The organism is Rhizobium altiplani (assembly GCF_001542405.1).
GTDB lineage: Bacteria > Pseudomonadota > Alphaproteobacteria > Rhizobiales > Rhizobiaceae > Rhizobium > Rhizobium altiplani.
In genome coordinates this window covers 17,235-36,749 of the sequence record NZ_LNCD01000078.1, presented here as the reverse complement: position 1 = coordinate 36,749, position 19,515 = coordinate 17,235, and the positions used below count along the sequence as shown (strand labels likewise).

General features: G+C 60.9%; 18 protein-coding genes and 1 pseudogene. 14 read left to right on the top strand and 5 right to left on the bottom strand.

Annotated features, from left to right (window positions below; genetic code table 11):
* The 3 genes from AS026_RS16960 to AS026_RS16950 are packed head-to-tail and all read left to right on the top strand — an operon-like array spanning nt 1 to nt 2,912.
* Nucleotides 1-1,014: an ABC transporter ATP-binding protein gene (locus AS026_RS16960; protein ID WP_037216125.1), complete on the top strand. Its 1,014-nt coding sequence runs from the start codon at nt 1-3 to the stop codon at nt 1,012-1,014.
* Complete coding sequence (locus AS026_RS16955; protein WP_062370666.1) at nt 1,015-1,983, top strand: ABC transporter ATP-binding protein; 969 nt, start codon at nt 1,015-1,017, stop codon at nt 1,981-1,983.
* A complete protein-coding gene (locus AS026_RS16950) occupies nt 1,980-2,912 on the top strand; it encodes a dihydrodipicolinate synthase family protein (RefSeq protein WP_025660071.1) in 933 nt (310 codons plus the stop codon). The genes AS026_RS16955 and AS026_RS16950 overlap by 4 nt, the downstream gene beginning before the upstream one ends.
* A gap of 121 nt (nt 2,913-3,033) precedes the next feature.
* Here AS026_RS16950 and AS026_RS16945 read toward each other — a convergent pair whose 3' ends face one another.
* Nucleotides 3,034-3,516, bottom strand: a complete 483-nt coding sequence (locus AS026_RS16945) for a BON domain-containing protein (RefSeq protein WP_025660072.1) — start codon at nt 3,514-3,516, stop codon at nt 3,034-3,036.
* A 216-nt stretch (nt 3,517-3,732) separates the two neighbouring features.
* On the opposite strand from AS026_RS16945, the gene AS026_RS16940 reads away from it, so the two are divergent.
* The 10 genes and pseudogenes from AS026_RS16940 to AS026_RS42750 all read left to right on the top strand — a co-directional run.
* Nucleotides 3,733-4,503 carry an SDR family NAD(P)-dependent oxidoreductase gene (locus AS026_RS16940; protein WP_025660073.1) on the top strand — a complete coding sequence of 257 codons (771 nt, stop codon included), beginning with the start codon at nt 3,733-3,735 and terminating at the stop codon, nt 4,501-4,503.
* Nucleotides 4,504-4,876: 373 nt separating this feature from the next.
* Nucleotides 4,877-6,211, top strand: a complete 1,335-nt coding sequence (gene hisD, locus AS026_RS16935) for a histidinol dehydrogenase (protein ID WP_025660074.1) — start codon at nt 4,877-4,879, stop codon at nt 6,209-6,211.
* Between the two features lie 68 nt (nt 6,212-6,279).
* Nucleotides 6,280-7,296 carry an ABC transporter substrate-binding protein gene (locus tag AS026_RS16930; protein ID WP_062370663.1) on the top strand — a complete coding sequence of 339 codons (1,017 nt, stop codon included), beginning with the start codon at nt 6,280-6,282 and terminating at the stop codon, nt 7,294-7,296.
* Between the two features lie 25 nt (nt 7,297-7,321).
* A complete protein-coding gene (locus tag AS026_RS16925) occupies nt 7,322-8,182 on the top strand; it encodes an ABC transporter permease (RefSeq protein WP_018117153.1) in 861 nt (286 codons plus the stop codon).
* Nucleotide 8,183: 1 nt separating this feature from the next.
* Complete coding sequence (locus AS026_RS16920; RefSeq protein ID WP_062370661.1) at nt 8,184-8,966, top strand: ABC transporter ATP-binding protein; 783 nt, start codon at nt 8,184-8,186, stop codon at nt 8,964-8,966.
* A 403-nt stretch (nt 8,967-9,369) separates the two neighbouring features.
* Entirely contained in the window at nt 9,370-10,716 is a 1,347-nt protein-coding gene (locus AS026_RS16915; protein ID WP_062370659.1) for an LLM class flavin-dependent oxidoreductase, read from the top strand.
* Between the two features lie 26 nt (nt 10,717-10,742).
* A complete protein-coding gene (locus AS026_RS16910) occupies nt 10,743-11,588 on the top strand; it encodes an ABC transporter permease (RefSeq protein WP_025660079.1) in 846 nt (281 codons plus the stop codon).
* An 80-nt stretch (nt 11,589-11,668) separates the two neighbouring features.
* Nucleotides 11,669-12,643, top strand: coding sequence for an ABC transporter substrate-binding protein (locus AS026_RS16905; RefSeq protein ID WP_425349813.1), 975 nt, complete (start codon nt 11,669-11,671; stop codon nt 12,641-12,643).
* A gap of 12 nt (nt 12,644-12,655) precedes the next feature.
* The gene (locus AS026_RS16900) at nt 12,656-13,426 is read left to right on the top strand and encodes an ABC transporter ATP-binding protein (protein WP_062370657.1); all 771 of its coding nucleotides are present in this window, start codon (nt 12,656-12,658) and stop codon (nt 13,424-13,426) included.
* Nucleotides 13,427-13,496: 70 nt separating this feature from the next.
* Nucleotides 13,497-13,735 (top strand): annotated as a pseudogene (locus AS026_RS42750) (LysR family transcriptional regulator); the annotation flags it as partial.
* A 59-nt stretch (nt 13,736-13,794) separates the two neighbouring features.
* On the opposite strand, the gene AS026_RS16895 reads toward AS026_RS42750, so the two are convergent.
* Both AS026_RS16895 and AS026_RS16890 read right to left on the bottom strand, forming a co-directional pair.
* Entirely contained in the window at nt 13,795-15,111 is a 1,317-nt protein-coding gene (locus tag AS026_RS16895) for an epoxide hydrolase family protein (protein WP_062370655.1), read from the bottom strand.
* 24 nt (nt 15,112-15,135) lie between these two features.
* Nucleotides 15,136-15,531: a cupin domain-containing protein gene (locus AS026_RS16890; protein WP_018117145.1), complete on the bottom strand. Its 396-nt coding sequence runs from the start codon at nt 15,529-15,531 to the stop codon at nt 15,136-15,138.
* Between the two features lie 392 nt (nt 15,532-15,923).
* On the opposite strand from AS026_RS16890, the gene AS026_RS16885 reads away from it, so the two are divergent.
* Nucleotides 15,924-16,865 (top strand): alpha/beta fold hydrolase, encoded by a 942-nt coding sequence (locus AS026_RS16885; RefSeq protein WP_062370653.1) that lies wholly within the window; start codon nt 15,924-15,926, stop codon nt 16,863-16,865.
* Nucleotides 16,866-17,004: 139 nt separating this feature from the next.
* Here the strand turns inward: AS026_RS16885 and AS026_RS16880 are convergent, their stop codons facing one another.
* Both AS026_RS16880 and AS026_RS16875 read right to left on the bottom strand, forming a co-directional pair.
* The gene (locus AS026_RS16880) at nt 17,005-17,463 is read right to left on the bottom strand and encodes a MarR family winged helix-turn-helix transcriptional regulator (RefSeq protein ID WP_245271668.1); all 459 of its coding nucleotides are present in this window, start codon (nt 17,461-17,463) and stop codon (nt 17,005-17,007) included.
* A gap of 109 nt (nt 17,464-17,572) precedes the next feature.
* Entirely contained in the window at nt 17,573-19,315 is a 1,743-nt protein-coding gene (locus tag AS026_RS16875) for an adenylate/guanylate cyclase domain-containing protein (protein ID WP_062370652.1), read from the bottom strand.
* Nucleotides 19,316-19,515: the final 200 nt, after the last annotated feature.

The following is a 19,515-nucleotide window of genomic DNA, read 5'->3' as shown; positions in this document are numbered from 1 at the left end:
ATGCAGTCAACCGAACCGATCCTCGCCATTCAGGGCCTCAAGACCATCTTCCGCATTCGCGGAGGCGATGTCACGGCTGTCAACGACGTCGACCTGACCGTCGGCGCGGGAGAGACCGTGGCCTTGGTGGGAGAATCGGGTTCGGGCAAATCGGTAACCAGCCTTTCCGTCATGCGACTTCTGACCCGCAACATCGGGTCGATAGCGGCAGGCAGCATCCGGCTGCGCCGAAAGGACGGATCCGGGTGTAATCTGGTTTCGCTGACGGAAGACGAGATGCGCGACATTCGCGGCGACGACATCGGCATGGTCTTCCAGGAGCCGATGTCCAGTCTCAATCCCGTCTATACGATTGGCGACCAGATCTCCGAGCCCATTCGCATTCATCGCGGAGCAAGCCGGAGAGTCGCGATGGCCAGCGCGTTTTCGCTGCTGGAGAGCGTCGGGATTCCAGACGCCAAACGTCGGGCTGGCCAGTATCCGCACGAGCTGTCCGGCGGCATGCGTCAACGTGCGACGATCGCCATGGCGCTTGCCTGCGATCCAACCTTGCTGATTGCAGATGAGCCGACCACCGCACTTGACGTGACGATCCAGGCGCAGATCCTGGACCTGTTGCTGAAGCTCCAGCGCGAGCGCGGCATGGCCATGCTGTTCGTCACGCACAATCTCGGCGTCGTCGCCCAGATCGCCCATCGCGTCGCCGTCATGTATACCGGCCGCATCGTCGAGGAAGGCCCGGTCGGCGAGGTCTTCAGCAATCCAAAGCACCCGTACACGAAGGGCCTCCTCGCCTCGATGCCCCGGCTTGGCGATGCGACCCGGATGAAACAGTCGGGCGAAAAGCTCGCGGCCATCCCGGGTGTCGTTCCGAGCCTCATGAACATGCCTTCCGGCTGCGCCTTCGCACCGCGCTGCCAATTTGCAATCGAGGCCTGCGGGAAAGCGGTTCCGGCACTCGAAGCCGTCGGACCGCTTCATAAGAGCCGATGCATTCGCTGGCGGGAGATTTAGATGACCGAGCCTTTGCTTTCCGTTCGCGACCTGTCGAAAAGCTACGCATCCCACGGTACGCAGCTGACAATCCTGAAGGACATTTCCTTCGACATCGGTAAGGGTGAAGTCGTAGGGCTCGTCGGCGAATCCGGCAGTGGAAAAACGACAATCGGCCGCTCTGTCCTTCGCCTGGTCGAGCCATCATCTGGCAACGTCCGCTTCGATGGCGTCGAACTGACCGGCCTTTCATCCACGGCGATGCGACGCATGCGTCCGCGCATGCAGTATATCTTCCAGGATCCCTTCGCCAGTCTCTCGCCGCGCATGACCATCGGTGAAATCCTGACCGAGGGCCTGAAAATCCAGCGCATCGGAACCCGCAAGGAACGGCTCGAACGCGCCCGTGTGGCTCTCGAACAGGTCGACTTGCCGGCAGAAGCGATCAATCGCTACGCGCACGAGTTCTCGGGCGGCCAGCGCCAGCGCATCGGCATTGCGCGAGCGCTGACCCTGGCCCCGGAACTGATTGTCGCCGACGAGCCGGTGTCGGCGCTCGACGTTTCCATTCAGGCGCAGGTCATAAACCTGCTGCGCGATCTGCAGCAGCGGCTCGGGCTGACCATGCTGTTCATCTCGCACGACCTGGCCGTCGTGGAGTACATCTGTGATCGGGTGATCGTCCTCTATCTCGGTCGCATCATGGAAATCGCGACGAGCAGCGACCTCTATGCCCGGCCGCAGCATCCCTATACGCGCGCGCTTCTCTCCGCCATTCCCTCCACGGATGTTGGCGCCAAACGCGACCGGCGGGTGCTGAGGGGTGAAATTCCAAGCCCCGCCAATCCTCCGAGCGGCTGTGTTTTCCGCACCCGCTGTCCGCACGTAATCGAAGCCTGCAGCCAGGCCGTTCCGGAGTTGCGGGAAGTCGCGCCGGGGCATCTCAAGGCGTGCATTCGCGACGACATACCTTTGGGAGCCATGCCTTGACGACGCAGAGACGACATTCGATCGCCGGCAATTGGGCGAGCCTTCTCCTGCCGATCATGGGGAACGACGCAATCGATTTCGCGGCACTCGGCGAAGAGATCGACATCCTGATCGAAGCCGGGGTCGATGGCATCTATTCGAACGGTACGGCTGGCGAGTTCCACAATCAGACCGACGCCGAGTTCGAGAGGATCCAGATCACCCTCGCGGAGCGTTGCACGAGTGCCGGCATGCCCTTCGTGATCGGCGCTTGCCAGCCAGATCCGCACATCGCTCTGTCGCGTGTTGCACGCGCATCCGCTCTGAAGCCGCTGGCGATCCAGGTCATTCTGCCGGACTGGTGGCCGGTCACGGATGTTGAGGCAATCGATTTCCTGAAACGCGCGGCGAATGAGGCAGAGGCAATCCCCCTGATCCTCTACAATCCCCCACATGCCAAGCGGGCACTGTCGCCGCGCGATCTGGCTGCCATCTGCCGCCCGTCGCCTGCCGTCGTCGGCATCAAGCTCGCCGATGGCGATGCCGCTTGGTATGCCGCTGCCCGCGAATACCTTGACGAGTTCGCACTTTTCATTCCCGGCCATCACCTCGCGACCGGCATGAAACACAGCGTTGCCGCCGGCGCCTTTTCCAACGTGGCCTGTCTCAGCCCGCGCGGCGCCCAGTGGTGGACCGATTTGATGGCAGAAGACATCGACGCGGCGCTGGCCATCGAGAAGCGGATTTGCGCGTTCATGGACAGCCACATCGTTCCATTCCGCCAAACTTACGGCTATTCGAATGCCGCGCTCGACAAGCTGCTCTGCGCAATCGGCGGCTGGGGCCCCGTCGGAACGGAGCTGCGCTGGCCATACCGCTCCATCGAGAAAGCCGAGGCAGACCGGCTCCGAGCGATCGCCCGAGCAGAGTTGCCCGATCTCTTCCGTTGAGCATGCGAAGGTCCAACTTCAAGGACCGGACGGATTTCGCGGACCCTACGCACTGTGGCGCCAATTCATCTGACGGAAGAGCGCAAGCGCTCGACCGTCTGGATCTCGCCGTGCCATTTCGTCAATCGTCAGTCGGAATATGCGAGTCAGCCGCTATTGTCTCGATGTTGTTCCGGACATGCCGCACGCCATCGACAGCGAGTGCCGCGAGTTCAACCTTGCGTGCCATTCCTATCGTTTCGACTTGTCCCTCAAGGGTCACGGTATGGCCGTCCGCATGAACGTCGATACTGTCGATATCAAGGTCAGGGATGTTCTCGAGGTTCTCAGTCACCTTCGCTTCCAGTTCATCGCTGTCGTCGCGATCGATCATACCTGGGCGCAGCGAATCCTTGAGAGGATTCTCATTGCCATCCTCGTCCACACCGTCCACCCGGAAGCCACTATTGTCGTCTCGGCCGGAGTCATCTGAACCATAGGCGCGATTTGCCGAAGCGACTCCTTTTGGCCCCTTATCGGCATAAGGCCAGCCTTCATCGATATTGCGCTCTTCGAAATCGCGATAGTCTTCTTCACGCGACAGTTCCTTGTCCTTCCCGGGCATGATGATCTCCATCGGTTGCGCTGTCTTGAAGAAACTCATCGGTCCCGAGATTGTTCAGACCGTGTGCGGCGCTCAATGCCGGCGGGACACAATGGCACGCTGATCGCATCGCACTGGATATGGCGGCGAAAAGGTGATTGCATGGCGCCGTTTTTACAGGCTGCTTCGGCGCGTTGAGCCGGACGACGCAGAGCGCCGTTTGCGAAGGGAGCAGCAATGTCCGTATCATCTTTCAGCCTTGAGGGCCGTATCGCCGTCGTGACCGGTGCCAGCCGTGGGCTCGGCCAGGCGATCGCGCTGGCGCTTTCCGATGCAGGCGCGGATCTGTGTGTGACGGCGCGCGAGGAAGCTGCCCTTGCTGAGACCAGAGCGCGCATCGAGGCGCGCGGCAGGCGCTGTTATATTGCGGCCCAGGACGTGACCGACCTCGCGTCGATCGAAACGACCCTGTCAGCCTTTGCGGATTCGGCCGGCCATATCGACATTCTGGTCAACAACGCCGGCGTCGAGCAGGTGTCCCAGTCGCTGGATGTCCATGGCGAGCTCTGGGATCGGATCATCGACACCAACCTCAAGGGCTCCTTCTTCTGGGCACAAGCGACGGCCCGGCAGATGGCGCGGCAAGTCTCGGGCGGCAGCATCGTCAATCTCTGCTCACTAACTTCCTTCGTCGGCATTCCGACCGCGGTGCCCTACGGGGCATCGAAATCCGGACTGCTCGGGATGACGCGGGCGCTTGCCACGGAATGGGCGGGAATGAACATCCGCGTCAACGCGATCGCGCCGGGTTATTTCCGTACCGCGATGACGGAGGACTTCTATCGTGACGAGGCCTGGCAGGCGCGCATGCTGGATCGGATCCCGCAACGCCGCTTCGGCGAAGCCGCCGACATCGGCGGCGCCGTGATCTTCCTCGCCAGCGACGCGTCCGCCTACATCACCGGCCACTGCCTTCCAGTCGACGGCGGTTTCCTGGCGTCAATCTGAGAGATCTTCCGCAGAACTCAGCCCTACGGCCGACCCTATCTGAACCGGTACGCGGCTTGCTCGGCTAATGAGTAGCGGGCGCCGCCGCCCAAGATCGGACTACCTTCCTGGCAATGCCGGCAGCAGCCTTTTGCATAAGTGTTTTCGCATGTTAGTGCCGTGGACGGGCCAAACCGGTGCGAAGGGCAAGGCGGCTGCGGCGACGATCATGGAACACCTCGCAGCTGTGCGAAAAAGGCGTTGAAGGCGCCGATGGCGAGCGGTACGTACATAAAAACGCAAGCACGGCTACGGTGAAGCGCAGAGACCGCATGAGCGCAAAACCGTGCGAGGACTATCCGCGCCGTTTCCGGCGCAAACGAGGGCACCTGCAATGAGCGACGTTTCCTTTTACGACTATGCCAAGCTGAGTGCGGAGGCGAAAGCCAATCTCCTGCGCCGATCTGAGACCGATATTTCTGGTTTCATCGAAAAGGTGCGGCCGATCCTTGAGGCGGTGCGCGCTGAAGGCGACCGCGCGGTAGCGCGCTTCGGGCGGGAGCTCGACAAGGCCGACATCTCCGAGGATCGCATCAAGGTCAGCGAAGCCGAGTTCGACGCCGCCTTCAAGCTCGTCGATGACGCTGTCATCGACTCTATCAAGTTCAGCATCCAGAACATCCGCTCCTTCCACGAGGAGCAGAAGCCGCCGGCCATGTCGCTGAAGGAAATCCGGAACGGGGCCTTTGCCGGTGACCGGTTTACGCCGATCCGGTCCGTGGCACTCTACGTGCCGCGTGGCAAGGGCTCGTTTCCGTCGGTGACGATGATGACTTCGGTGCCGGCCGTGGTCGCAGGTGTTCCCGAGCTTGCCATCGTCACGCCACCGGCACCTGATGGCACGGTGGACGCGGCAACGCTGGTGGCCGCCCGCCTTGCCGGCGTCGAAACGGTCTACAAGGTCGGCGGCGCACAGGCGGTTGCCGCCGTCGCTTACGGCACGGAGACGATCAAGCCGGCGCTCAAGATCGTCGGTCCCGGCAGCCCTTGGGTGGTCGCGGCCAAGCGCAGCCTTGCCGGCGTCATCGACACCGGCCTGCCCGCCGGTCCCTCGGAAGCCATGATCTTCGCCGACGATACCGTGCATGGCGGCCTTGCGGCACTCGATCTCTTGATCGAGGCCGAGCATGGGCCGGACTCCTCCGCCTATCTCGTCACCCACAGTCGCCGCGTCGCGGAAGAGGCGCTCGCGGCCCTGCCGCAGCATTGGGCGCGGATGACCGAACAGCGCGTCGCCTTTTCCCGGACGGTCCTCTCGGGCACCTGCGGCGGCATCGTGCTGACTTCGTCGCTCGAAGAGAGCTACGAATTCGTGAACGCCTTCGCGCCCGAGCACCTGGAAATCCTGTCGCGCGACGCCTTCGCGCATCTCGGCCATATCACCGAGGCCGCCGAAATACTGCTCGGCCTCCACACGCCTGTCAGCATTGCCAACTTCTGCCTGGGGCCGAACGCGGTGTTGCCCACGAGCCGCTGGGCGCGCACCTTCGGGCCGCTCTCGGTCACCGATTTCGTCAAGCGCAGTTCGATCGGCTACGTCACCGCGCCGGCATATCCTGAGTTTGCCGAACATGCCCACCGGCTTGCCGTCTACGAGGGCTTCTCCTCGCATGCTCACGCGGTCTCGCCGGTCCGCGACGCCTATCTGCGAGGGGATGGCGAGCGCTGAAGATAGACAGCAGTGGCGTTGCCGATTATGCCGAAATCAACAACTCAAAGGACAAAGAGAGGGTAACCATGACAGACCAGTCCATCAGACACCAATTCTCACGCCTCGCCTTCGCCGTCGGCCTCGTCGGGCTGCTGACGCAGGCGCTGCCTGCCGGTGCGGCCGACATTCCAGCCAAGCCGGAGGCTGGCAGCTTCAAGCTCGGCATCGAGCCCTGGCTCGGCTACGGCCAGTGGCACGTGGCAGCCGCCAAGGATCTCTTCAAGAAGCAGAACCTCGAAGACGTCCAGATCGTCAATTTCACCGAGGACAAGGACATCAACGCAGCGCTGGCGAGCGGCCAGCTTGATGCGGCCAACATCGCCACCCACACCGCCATGGCGATGGTCGCCGCAGGCCTGCCGGTCAAGATCGTCTCGCTCCTCGATTTCAGCCTCTCGGCCGACGCGATCCTCGCCGGCGGTGACATCAAGAGCGTGGAAGACCTGAAGGGCAAGAACATCGCCTTCGAAGAAGGAACGACGAGCGACATCCTCCTCAACTACGCGCTGGCCAGCCACGGCCTCACCGTCGATGACATCACCCGCGTGCCGATGCCGGCCGCCGATGCGGGCTCGGCGCTGATTGCCGGCCGCGTCCCCGTTGCCGTCACCTACGAGCCCTATATCTCCGCCGCCCGCGCCCAGGACAAGAACATCAAGATGCTCTTCGAGGCCGGCAAGGATCCGGGCCTCGTCTCGGACGTCTTCGTGGTGCGCGAGGAAGTGCTGAAGTCGAAGCCCGGCCAAGTGCTGGCGATGCTGAAGGCCTGGGACTCCGCGCTCGCCGACTACAAGGCCAACACGGCGGAAGACCGCACGATCATCGCCAAGGCAGTCGGCGCCTCGCCGCAAGATCTCGCGACCGCCTTCGACGGCGTGCAGTATTACTCGACCGCTGAAGCAGCAAAGGCCTTTGCCGGCGACTTCACCAGCAGGACCTTCGGCGACGTGCTCAAGGCGGCCAAGCAGGCTGGCATTCTGACCGACGACGTATCGGCCGAGAAGATCATTGATCCCTCCTTCGTCGACGCTGCCAACAAGTAGCGGCGCTTCAAGAAACGGACAAGCCATGTCTGCCCCCGAAGCCTCCTCCACATCCAAGGGCGGCTCCCGAGCGCAACCGCGCGCGGGCGTCGGCCGACCGCCGAGCGCCTTCCGCATCGGCGATCCGCTCGGCGCGCACGCGTTCGTGGCGATTGCAGTCTGCGTCTTTGTGCTGCTCTTTGCGCTGTGGTGGGCGGCGACGGGGACGGGCTGGGTCAAGCCGATCTTCCTGCCGCACCCTGGCGCTGTTCTTTCCAAGATGGTGGAACTGGCGCTGGACGGTACGCTCTTAAGCGATGCCGGCGTCAGCCTTTACCGTATGGCGGTCGGCTTCGCGCTCGCCTCGGCGATGGCGATCCCGATCGGCATCATGATTGGCTGCTTCAAGACCTGGGAAGCGGCGATCGAACCCTTCGTCGATTTCGTGCGCTACATGCCGGTCGTAGCCTTCGTGCCGCTGACCATCCTGTGGGCCGGCACCGGCGATATCCAGAAATTCGTGATCATCTGGATCGGCACCTTCTTCCAGCAGGTGCTGATGGTGATGGATTGCGTCAAGCGCGTGCCGCCCGATTTCGTCGGGCTCGGGCGCACGCTCGGCCTCTCGGAAACGCGCATTCTGACACGCATCGTGCTGCCCTCGTCGCTGCCCGGCATCTGGGATACGCTGCGCATCAGCCTCGGCTGGGCCTGGACCTGGCTGGTGCTCGCGGAACTGGTCGCCGCCACGTCGGGGCTGGGATACCGCATCGTCGTCTCGCAACGCTATTTCCAGACGCAGACGATCATCGGCTACATCCTTTTGCTTGGCGTGCTCGGCCTGATCACCGACCAGAGCATGAAGGCGCTGGAGCGCGTCCTCTTCCGTTATGCGTCGAGGCATTGAGATGAGCGAGCCGAAACTGAAGCTACAGTCCCTCAACAAGTGGTACGGTTCGAAGAAGAACCGCATGCACGCACTGAGCGACATCGACCTGGAACTGGCCGATAACGAATTCGTCTCACTGGTTGGCGCGTCCGGCTGCGGCAAGAGCACGCTCCTGTCGATCGTCGCGGGCCTGCAGGGCTTCGACGACGGCGTGCTCCTGACTGACGGGGCGCCGATCGTCGGACCGGGCCTCGACCGCGGGGTCGTCTTCCAATCCTATACGCTTCTGCCCTGGCTGACGGCGCAGCAGAACGTGGAATTCGCGCTGAGCGCCGCGGGGCTCACGGGTGCGGAGTGCCGCGACGTCGCGCGCCACCATATCGAGTTGGTGAAACTCGGTCGCTTCGCCGACAGCTTTCCCTCCGAACTCTCCGGCGGCATGAAGCAGCGCGTGGCGATCGCTAGGGCCTTGTCTTATCGGCCCAAGATGCTGCTGATGGACGAGCCGTTCGGCGCACTCGATGCCCTCACCCGCCACCAGATGCAGGAGCTTCTGACCCAGATCTGGGAAGAGCACCGCCTGACCGTGCTCTTCGTCACCCACGACGTCGAGGAGGCCGTCTACCTTTCGGACCGGATCGTCGCCATGAGCATCAATCCCGGCCGCATCAACGCGACCTTCCACGTCGGCCTCGCCCGGCCACGGCATCAGGACATGATCGCCACGCCGGACTTCATCGCCCTGCAGAAGGACGTGCTCGCCGCCATCCGCGCCGGATCACAACAGGACGACGGCCACTGATCTCGTTCGCGGTGCTTTGTCGAGCATCGGACGGTGGACGAACCAGCAGGGGTCAGGGCCCGCCGTCCTTACCCGCGCGGCTCCAATCGCCGATGAACCCTCTTTGGCGCGGCGTATCGGTTCCAGACCTCTCGGCGTCTTCGCCTAATCGGCGACCGATCAATGTCGGCGACGTGTTAGCGCAATGGGAGACAACTGCCTCCTTCCAACTTCTCGTCTGACGGCAGGAGCGCGTGGTAGTGGAAAACCATTGTAGGGAGCCTTCCGAGGAAAAATCTTTCACCCTATGACCCCACACACGAAAAAATAAAATCTATGTAATCTATATACTATGTGCCAGTCTTTCCCGACTTGCCCGCCCGCCCGTCCGGCAGCGGCGTGAAGCAGCAACGGGAGATTGAAAATGACGCGACAGATCAAGCTTGGTGCATTCCTTCCCGGTGGCGGGCAACACATTGCGTCCTGGCGTCATCCGGATCAGCCGCTCGACGGGGCGACGAGCCTGAAGTTTCACATCGAGCTTGCGCAGGCGGCCGAACGTGGTCTTTTCGATGCCTATTTCCTGGCGGACGGGCTGGCGGTGGCTTTCGGCGGCGGCATCGAAGGCGGCAATGCAAAGGTAGCCGGGTTCGAGCCCGTCACGCTGTTTTCAGCCCTGGCGCCCTTCACCGAAAATCTCGGTTTCATAGCGACGGCGTCAACCACTTACGAGGAACCCTATTCGGTCGCCCGCAAATTCGCTTCGCTCGACCTGATCTCCGGCGGGCGCGCCGGATGGAACGTGGTGACCACCGCAACCGAAGCCGCGGCACGGAATTTCAACCTCGACAAGCAAATCCCTCATGCCGCACGTTACCGCCGGGCCGAAGAGCATGTCGCGGTGGTGAAGAAGCTTTGGGAAAGTTTCGAGGATGACGCCTTTATCCGCGACCGCGAAAGCGGTGTCTATTTCGATGTCGACAAGGTGCATCGCACCAATCATCGCGGCGAGCACTTTTCCGTCGAGGGGCCGCTCAATGTTCCGCGTTCGCAACAGGGACATCCGGTGATCGTGCAGGCCGGACAATCCGATGACGGGCGCGGACTTGCGGCGGCGACCGCCGAAATCATCTTCACGGCACATCAGAAGCTCGAAAGCGCGCGGGAATTCTACCGGGATGTCAAGAACCGTGCCCGCGCCTTCGGCCGCGATCCGTCCCATGTCCTGATCATGCCTGGTGTCTCGCCTTTCGTCGGCCGGACAGAGGCCGAGGCGCGTGAAAAATACGAGCGATTGACGAGCCTGATTGTGGAGGAGGACGGACTGGCGCTGATCAACGCGCTGACCGGTGGCGAACTCGACCTTGCCGGCTGCGACCTCGATGGTCCGCTGCCGCTGGCGCCGCCGACAGAGGGGATGAAGAGCCGGCAGGAGCTGATCCGCCGCATCGCGGACGACAACGATTTTTCTATTCGCCAGCTCTATCAATGGATCGCGTCCGCGCGCGGCCATTTCACGATCGTCGGCTCGGCCGAACAAGTCGCCGATACGCTGCAGGAATGGTTCGAGAACGAGGCTGCGGACGGCTTCAATATCCTGCCGCCCTGGCTGCCTACCGGCCTCAACGATTTCGTGGATCTCGTCATTCCCGAACTGCAGCGCCGCGGGCTGTTCCGGACTGCTTATGAAGGCAAGACGCTGCGCGAAAATCTCGGGCTGCCATTTCCCCACACGAGGTGGAGTGCCGCCTACACCGAAGCCGCCGAGTAAGCAAAACCGCAAAAGGAGCACTGGCCATGGCCCTGGATACGGAACAGCAGATCGCCCTGCAGAGCTATAACATCACCTCTTTCTGGCGGCAGAAGCCGGTGCGGGAGGCCCTGGTATTCTTGCGCAATTTCCTGTCGCGCTATGGTCTGCTGATTGTCTTTGCGCTCTTTTGGGAGATCGCACCGTCGCTCGGCTGGACCAATCCAGCTGTGTTGCCGCCGCTGGGCGCGATTTTGCGGGCCCTCTGGAACGGCGTTACCGTCGGCACCTTCTCCGGCGACATTCTCATCAGCCTGCAGCGCGCGGGCACAGCCTTTGGCGCGGCAGTCGGCGTCGGCATTCCGCTCGGCCTGTTCATGGGGCATATCCGGATCATCGAGCGCAGCCTCGATCCCATCCTGCAACTGTTCCGCCAGACCTCGGCGCTCGCGCTTTATCCGGTCTTCATCCTGCTGCTCGGTCTCGGCGAAACCTCGAAGATCTTCGTGATCTTCTGGGCGACGCTCTTCCCGATCCTGCTCGCCACCATCGGCGGCGTGAAGCAGGTGGATCCGAAGTTGATCGAGATGGCACGCGTCTATGGCGCCAAGCCGCTCACCGTCTTTCGCCGTGTGGTTTTGCCGGCGGCCCTGCCGCAAATCTTCGTGGGCCTTCGACTCAGCGCCACGACCGCACTTCTGCTGCTCATCGCCGCCGAAATGATCGGCGCCAATTCCGGCATCGGCTTTCAGGTGATGAACGCCCAATACAACTTCCAGATTCCGTTGATGTTCGCCGCCATCCTTTTGCTCGCCCTCCTCGGTCTGTCGGCGAATTTCATTCTGGAGACCCTGCAGGCCCGGCTCTGCCGCTGGTCCAAGGTCAAGAACTGATCATCCGCATCTCTCAGCCCTTCCGCTCCAAACTTTCCACGGAGACTAACATGCATATTTCCCGTCGCTCCTTCGGCCGCATGGCCGCCGCCGCTAGCCTTCTCCTCGCAGGCACGGCTGGCACCGTCTTCGCAGCCGAGCCCGAGCAGGTCACCATTCGCTATCTCGCAAGCCAAGGCGGCCTTTCCGGTCACGAACTTGCCGAAGCACTCGGCTATTTCAAGGATACGGGCATCACCTTCGAGAATGTCGGCTATGCCCAGGGCGGGCCTGCCTCGCTCTTCGCGCTGGCTTCCGGCGACGTCGAACTCGGCAGCGCGGCGACGGCCGCTGTCCTGAACTCGATTGCTGGCGGCAATGATTTCGTCGCCGCCTATGCGTCGAACGGCATCAACAAGACCACCGAGAGCATTTTCTACACGCTTGAAGGCAACCCGATCAAATCCATCAAGGATCTCGCCGGCAAGACGATCGCTGTTAACACGCTTGGCGCCCACCTCGACTATACCGTACGCGAGGCGCTCCACTCCGTCGGCCTGCCGGAAAACGCCGCCAAGCTCGTGGTCGTGCCTGGCCCGCAGCTGGAACAGGTCCTGCGCTCAAAGCAGGTCGACATTTCGGCTTTCGGCTATTGGCAGAAGACTTTTGAAGGCGCCGCCCTGAAGAACGGCCCCCTTCAGAAGGTTTTCGGTGATACGGATGTTCTCGGCGAAATAGCCGGCGGCTTTGTTGTGCTGCGCCGCGACTGGATCAAGCAGCATCCGGCCGCCGCCAAGACCTTCGTCGAGAAGTCGCAGGCCGCGCTCGAATATGCCCGCCTCCATCCCGAGGAAACGAAAGCTGTCATCGCCAAGGTTCTTGCCTCGCGCAACGAGAACCCTGATATCGCGCAGTATTTCACCGGTTACGGCGTGCGCGAGGGCGGCAAGGCCGTTCCACGCGACTTGCAATTCTGGATCGACATCCTCGCCCGCGGCGGCGTCCTGCAGCCGGGACAGCTGAAGGCCGAGGATATTCTTTACGATCCGGCGAACTTCGCCGTCGCCGCGAATTGAGGAAGCAGACAGATGGCACTCACTGAACTTGCCACGCGTGGAGAGGTGACGATCCGGAACCTTTCTAAATCCTTCTCGATCAACGGGCGCCATCTCAGTGTGCTCCAAGCGGTCAATAACCAGATTCGCGCCGGTGAGAGTCTGGCTATTGTCGGAGCCTCTGGCTCCGGCAAAACGACCCTGCTCAGGGTTCTCGCCGGCCTCGAAGAGGCCGACCGAGGCGAGGTATTGATCGACGGTCAGCCGGTCCATGGTGTGGGCACCGATCGTGCCGTGATCTTTCAGGAGCCACGGCTTCTCCCTTGGCTGAGCGTGCTCGACAATGTCGCCTTTCCGCTGGAAAACCGCGGATTGCGAAAAGCAGAGGCTCGGGATCGCGCCCGACACTACGTGGAACTCGTCGGTCTCGGCGATTTCACCGAGGCGCTGCCGGCCCAGCTCTCGGGAGGCATGGCGCAGCGTGTCGGCATCGCAAGGGCGCTAGCGGTGAAACCGGAAATTCTGCTTCTCGACGAGCCCTTCGGCGCGCTTGATGCCATGACCAAGATCACGATGCAGGAAGAGCTGGCGCGCATCTGGCGGGAGGAAAAGGTCACCATGATCCTGGTAACCCACGATCTCGAGGAGGCCGTCTACCTTGCTGACCGGGTCCTCATTCTCCCCAAGGAGAAAGGCGGCCGCACACGCGAGATCGACATCGACCTGCCACGCCCACGTAACCGGAGCGAGGCGCGTTTCGTCAAGTTCCGCGAGCAACTCTTGAACGAGTTCGGGCTGCACTGACCTCGGGCCTGGAACACAAACAGAAGAACGTTATCCAGCAGATCAGCGACCGTGCGGCGAAGGCCGCCCGCCCACGATCGAGGCCGAGGGTCGGGAGGCTGTTCGCGAGATCGTTGCGGTCGGCGGCTGTGTTGGTTTCGTTTCCCGGCCGAGTTTGGACGGGGCCGATGCTTTGTTCCTTTGGAAATCGTGAGGGCCGACGACATGCTTATGGACGAGGCCCTGATCTGTCTCAAGGAGCGAACCGGCGCCAAGCTAGTCAACGCCTTCCTCAAGATCGCGCGGTCGGAGGACCTCGTCAAACATTGATGAAGGCGGGTGCCGGCCGTTCTATTCCGCGACGGCGTCCCTCAACGATCGACAACACCTTATCGCAAACTCCGAAATGCCGCCCTGATCTCTTCGCTGAACAGTTTCGGTTCCTCCCAGGCGGCGAAGTGGCCTCCCTTCGAGGCGCGGTTATAGTAGACCAGCTTGGGATAGGCGCGGGAGAGCCATTCCTTCGGGGGCTTGTAGACCTCGCCGGGGAAAACAGTCACGCCGACGGGCACCTGAATCGCCGTAAGCTTCGCGCCTGAGACCGTGTTCTCCCAGTAGATGCGTCCGCTCGAAGGCCCGGTGTTCGTCAGCCAGTAGAGGGTGATGTTGTCGAGGATCATGTCCTTTGTCAGAGCCTTTTCCGGTTCACCGCGCGTGAAGACCCAGTCTGCGATCTTGTCATAGAGCCAGGCAGCGAGGCCGACTGGAGAGTCCGCAATACCGTAACCGACAGTTTCCGGACGCGTATTCATGATGGCGGCGTACCCGAAGCCATTATTCAGAAAATCCCTGGCATCGTCGAAGATCTTCTTCTCGTCGGGAGAAAGGGTCGCGGGGGCCGGGGCGCCGTTCTTGAGCGCCTGGGCAGCGTCCGGCGGAAAGGTGGTGCCCCGCTCGATCCGGTTGACGTGAATGCCGAGTAGGCCTTCCGGTGCCCGCCGGCCAAGGGCATCGGAAATGATCGCGCCCCAGTCACCGCCTTGGGAGACGTAGCTTGTGTAGCCTAGACGCTTCATGAGCACGTCCCAAGTGCTCGCGATGCGCTGGGGGTTCCATCCGGTCGTGTTCGGCTTCTCCGAAAAACCGAATCCCGGGATGGACGGCAGCACGAGGTGGAAGGCGTCTTCGGCCTTGCCTCCGTGCGTCGTTGGATCGGTTAGCGGGCCAATCACATTGAGGAGTTCGAACACTGAGCCCGGCCAACCATGCGTCATGATCAACGGCAGCGCGTTCTCGTGCGGGGAACGCACGTGAATGAAATGAATATCAAGCCCGTCGATGTTCGTCAGGAACTGCGGAAAGGCATTCAGCCTCCTCTCGGCGTTGCGCCAGTCGTAGCCGGTCTGCCAGTATTCGACGAGACCGCGCAGCTTTTCCGGCTGGACGCCTTGGGATCGATCTGTGACGGTCTCACCGTCAGGCCAGCGCGTGGCGGCGAGCCGCCGCCGCAGGTCAATCAATTCCGCTTCAGGAACCTCGGCCTTGAAAGGGCGAATTTCGCCGTTCCAGCCCGGTTTCGCCATTCTGGTTTCTGCCGCTTTCGCAAGCGACGGCAACACGGCGGTCGACAGGGCGATAGCCGTTCCCCCGAACAACAGCGTCCGACGAGAAAGGTCGATGGCTTCTACCTTGGCACTTGCTGTCATGACGTATCCTCCTCCTTTGTTGGACTATTTCACGGTCTCAAGGAGCTTCGCATTCTTGGTGACGATGTATGTCGCCAATTCCGAAGCCTTCCCTTCGCCGACGTTGCGCGCGGAATGGACAACGCCATCGGGGATGAACAGGGACTGGCCAGCTTGGAGCGTCACGGCTTCCCTGCCCTCTAGCTTGTATTCGAGTGTCCCTTTGAGAACGTAGGCAACTTCCTCGCCAGGGTGTCTATGATTCACTGCGAAGGCGCCGGGAACGAAGTCGACGCGCACCTGGACGACTTCCTTGCCGGCGACGCTGATGTCCTCCTTCACCAGATCGGTCCGCTGAATTTCGGGCTGCTGGGCCTGCGCGGGCTGGTAGATGACGGCGGCAGCGACAAGAGCCGCGGAGACGATAAACCGTGCGTTCATGGATTGCTCCTTCGTTGGCACTAGCAGGCGCAACCAATGCCCCATGCTTACGAGCCAAAATCGGACCGTTCGGTATCCCGGATATTTCTGATGCCGGTCGCAAATGTATCGGAACCAAGCCGACCGAGGGTCTGGATACAATGCAATACAAAATCGTCCGCCGCGGATTCTGCGCGGCTTGACGATATGTTGCATATGCATCATTATGCCTTGCAGGGAATGAGCCCAACGGTCTCTCCTGTACAATATCATCATTCTAGAACAAACATTCTGTTGCGTACGCAACATACAGGCAGATTGGTACGGAACTGGTTGGCGACGGTCGCGCCAAGCTTCCGCAATCACTATCGTCGCCTCCAGAGGCGAGCAACAACACACGAAGGAGCCTTGAAATGTTGAAACACTCGATGCCCCTCCTTTCCTCGCTCATGCTGAGCGCGGCATCGGCTGGTTCAGCCGGCGCTTCTCCCAGCAGCATCCATGCCGAGATCGGATACATAGAGGTAGCCCCCGACATCACGCTTCGACGCATGGTCGCCCACAGCGCCGCGCCTAAGGGGACTGTTCTCTTCCTCCACGGATTTCCGGAGACGCTACTCGTCTGGAAGGATATCGCGAACGCGCTTGCGCGAGACTACGAAGTCCATGCTATCGATTGGCCAGGCTACGGGATGTCATCGCGACCCGCAGTCGCGACGTTCTCGTATTCGCCACGAGACTATGCCGACATCCTGAGAGCCTACATCAAGTCTGCGCATGTCGATCGCTCAAGGCTGACAATTTTCGCGACCGATATCGGATCGCTTCCCGCATTGCTGGCAGCGATTGAGGAACCTGATATTGCCAAGAACATCGTCGTCGGAGACTTCGCTCCGTTCAACAGGCCCGAATACATGTACGAGAGCCTCCAGAACCTCAAGAGCGAGCCGGCGGCATCCAAAACCCGTATCCACATGAACGGGACGAGCGCGGAAATCCTCGCAAACGCGTATCGCCGCGGCCTGCCACCCGAGGAACAGTTCGACCTTCCGGCCGAGGTGCTGAAGGACATGACGGAGGGATGGGGGCACGGCGACATCACGTCCGCTGACGCGTTCTACCACTACTACTCGCACTTCACGCGCGATCAGGACTATCTCGAAGCGCACCTTGGTGAACTCAAGACTCCCGTCAAAGTCGTCTGGGGCGAAAAGGACTTCTACATCAAGAAAGAGATGGGAGAGGAATTTGCGCGGCGAACCGGTGCGCCCATGACTGTTCTGCCGGGTATCGGCCACTACCCGCACCTCCAGAAACCTCAGAATATTGTCGCTGAAATACGGGCGGCGAAGTAGCGCCGACGAAGCGTGGTCTGTAAGACAACGGCCCTGCCCGATGAGCGCAAAGGCTATCGTGAAGGACTGGGATCAACGGCGTCGCCGAGGCTTTGCTTCACGTTGAGAAAGTTAAGGAACCGAGGCGCCAAGATCGTCTTCACTTCGGCTCGTCTACTCTCTGAAGACTCTCGGCAACGCCAATGATGGCTTTTGCACCAACATCGCCAACGAGCTGGCTGGCTTTCCGCTGCGCCTCGCGCCAGGCAGGCGCGGCGTCATTGAGGAGCTTTTTTCCAGAATCCGAAATGACGACCGGTCTACTGCGGCCGCCATCCGTCGGAAGCTCTTCGATCCAACCTTCTGCAAGAAGCGGTGCAAGACTGCGGGTCAAGGTCGTCCGATCCTGAAAGTTTGCGCGACCGATCTCGGCGCGGCTTGCACCACCCAGTTTTGCAATCATGATCAACATCGAGAACTGCGATGCATTGAGGCCGTAGTCACGCAATTCCTGATCATAGATGTTTGTAATCACCCGGGAGATGCGCCTGCTCCTCGTCATCAAGCACCCGGATACGACCTCGCTGACGATATCAGAGTTGGAATCACGTCGATCCATGGCCATCTCGCCCCAGCATTCAATCGGATCTCGTTTTGTAGTGCATATGCAACATTTCGTCAATTGAGCTGCTTTGTCGACATGTCCATTAGACTTTCAGATCGCCAACCTACTCCGGCAGACCCCCTAGTCGTAGGCCTTCGATGTATTTGGCCATGAGCGTCTTATCGAGATAGGGTGCACGCGAACTGTAACGCTCGATCGAGAAGTCAGGATTGACCTTCAGAAGTTCGCGCGCGGCCTGGCGCGCCTCTTCAAGCCGCCCCAGTTGGGCGTAGGTCGCTGCAAGCAGGCGATAGGCGGGCCCAAGCTCGGCCATTTTCTCCAGAAGGGACAGTGCCTCCAAATATTTTCCCGAAAGAAATTTGGCTGCGGCGATATCCCAGAGATACCAGTCGGGGCGGCTCGGATTGAGGCGGACGGCAAGCTCTCCCATCCTAACGGCATCGTCAAGGCGCCCAAGATAACCAAGGGCATCGCAATATTCGGCGAGGAGGTCACAGTTGCTGGGAGCCAGTTCTCGGGCACGCTCATAGCAGGCTACGGCTCGCTCGGCCTCTCCCCTCCAAAGGTGAACGACGCCAAGAGCCCAGTGGGTATCAGCGTCGATCGGGTTTAGCTTTAGGGCTTTGCTTAGCAGGGCCGATGCGGTCGCAAGCGCGGTATCGATTTCAACGATTTCGTTCCATTTCAGCTTCCGAAGCTCGATCCAGGCCAACCCGATGTAAGGCCGCGGAAACTCCGGATCATCGGCTATCGCGGCGAGATACATTTCCCGCGCAAGTCGCACATCCTCTTGGCTCGAGCCCTGATGAAGATGCCGGCCTCGCAAATACAGATCGTAGGCTTTCAGCGATGTAACAGGCTTGCTCAGGGCGCGTTGACGCTCCGCCTCTTCTATCTTGACGCTCAGCGCGGCCGGTATGGAGCGGGACAGCTCGTCCTGAATGTGAAAGATGTCGATAAGGTCGAAGTCGTATTTTTCCGCCCAGATTCGCTCACCCGAAACATTGATGAGGTTGGCACTCACCCTGACACGATTGCCAAGTCGCCTCACGCTCCCCTCGAGGACGTAGTGCGGGATTGACTCGGCGTGCTGTTGCTCTGAGGGCGGTTGTTGAGCGACAACGATCAGCCTGGAGAACCGCGCCAAACCTGCCGCGACATCTTCTGTTAATCCCGCCGCGAAATAATCCTGGTCTGGATCGCCGCTGAGATTTGAGAACTTCGAAACGTACAGCAAGGTTCTGTTCGGCGAAAACTCCGCCCCAAGGCGCGTTCCGACCGACTGCACGGCAGGCTTGGGTGTCGCAGTAAACCCAGGACTCGCCCCTTCTGCACCGTCGTCGACGATGATGTTGAAGATGCGAATTGGCCGCTCGATGTTCTTCAGTGCGTGCTCGCCCACATCTTCGAAGCGGATGCCCAGACGCTTGCCCAAGGTGTCGCGCACCGATGCGGATATCGCTATGCCTCCCGGTTTCGCGACATTCTCAATGCGAGCTGCAACATTCACGCCATCGCCGTAAACATCGTCGTCCTCGAAGATAAGGTCGCCGATATTTATACCGATCCGAAATTCTATCCTGCGATCGCCACGCGCATTGCGTTTCTGCATCTCCGATTGGATCTCGATCGCGCACAGGACCGCCTCTTCAGCAGTCTGAAACTCCGTCAGCATCCCATCGCCAACAAGCTTGATTGTATGGCCCTGATACAACGCGATTTTCACGTCCCAAAGTTCGTGTCGGTGCAATTTTAGAGCGGAAAGTGTGCCTTTCTCGTCGATCCCCATCAGTCGACTATAGCCGACCACGTCAGAGGCCATGATGACAGAAAGCCGTTGCTTCATTGTCGCCCACCCCCATCAAGTCAGCCAATGGCCACTCAGATTAGCATATACGCAATGTCGAGACACTTCCTGGCGCGCTCAAGAATTCGTCTTCGCTCGCCCCGTGGCGGACAGTGTCCACTTCGCGCCAGAAGCAGCCTGCGCTATAAGTTACAACCTGGACATGGACCTTGAGGTCGGCACCCACGTCGAATGTTAGT

Excerpts from the sequence above, each read along its gene's own strand:
- AS026_RS16960 (WP_037216125.1), top strand. The coding sequence starts at position 1 with ATGCAGTCAACCGAACCGATCCTCGCCATTCAGGGCCTCAAGACCATC.
- AS026_RS16955 (WP_062370666.1), top strand. The coding sequence starts at position 1,015 with ATGACCGAGCCTTTGCTTTCCGTTCGCGACCTGTCGAAAAGCTACGCA.
- AS026_RS16945 (WP_025660072.1), bottom strand. The coding sequence starts at position 3,516 with ATGCCCGGGAAGGACAAGGAACTGTCGCGTGAAGAAGACTATCGCGAT.
- AS026_RS16940 (WP_025660073.1), top strand. The coding sequence starts at position 3,733 with ATGTCCGTATCATCTTTCAGCCTTGAGGGCCGTATCGCCGTCGTGACC.
- hisD (WP_025660074.1), top strand. The coding sequence starts at position 4,877 with ATGAGCGACGTTTCCTTTTACGACTATGCCAAGCTGAGTGCGGAGGCG.
- AS026_RS16930 (WP_062370663.1), top strand. The coding sequence starts at position 6,280 with ATGACAGACCAGTCCATCAGACACCAATTCTCACGCCTCGCCTTCGCC.
- AS026_RS16925 (WP_018117153.1), top strand. The coding sequence starts at position 7,322 with ATGTCTGCCCCCGAAGCCTCCTCCACATCCAAGGGCGGCTCCCGAGCG.
- AS026_RS16920 (WP_062370661.1), top strand. The coding sequence starts at position 8,184 with ATGAGCGAGCCGAAACTGAAGCTACAGTCCCTCAACAAGTGGTACGGT.
- AS026_RS16915 (WP_062370659.1), top strand. The coding sequence starts at position 9,370 with ATGACGCGACAGATCAAGCTTGGTGCATTCCTTCCCGGTGGCGGGCAA.
- AS026_RS16910 (WP_025660079.1), top strand. The coding sequence starts at position 10,743 with ATGGCCCTGGATACGGAACAGCAGATCGCCCTGCAGAGCTATAACATC.
- AS026_RS16905 (WP_425349813.1), top strand. The coding sequence starts at position 11,669 with ATGGCCGCCGCCGCTAGCCTTCTCCTCGCAGGCACGGCTGGCACCGTC.
- AS026_RS16900 (WP_062370657.1), top strand. The coding sequence starts at position 12,656 with ATGGCACTCACTGAACTTGCCACGCGTGGAGAGGTGACGATCCGGAAC.
- AS026_RS16895 (WP_062370655.1), bottom strand. The coding sequence starts at position 15,111 with ATGACAGCAAGTGCCAAGGTAGAAGCCATCGACCTTTCTCGTCGGACG.
- AS026_RS16890 (WP_018117145.1), bottom strand. The coding sequence starts at position 15,531 with ATGAACGCACGGTTTATCGTCTCCGCGGCTCTTGTCGCTGCCGCCGTC.
- AS026_RS16885 (WP_062370653.1), top strand. The coding sequence starts at position 15,924 with ATGTTGAAACACTCGATGCCCCTCCTTTCCTCGCTCATGCTGAGCGCG.
- AS026_RS16880 (WP_245271668.1), bottom strand. The coding sequence starts at position 17,463 with ATGGATCGACGTGATTCCAACTCTGATATCGTCAGCGAGGTCGTATCC.
- AS026_RS16875 (WP_062370652.1), bottom strand. The coding sequence starts at position 19,315 with ATGAAGCAACGGCTTTCTGTCATCATGGCCTCTGACGTGGTCGGCTAT.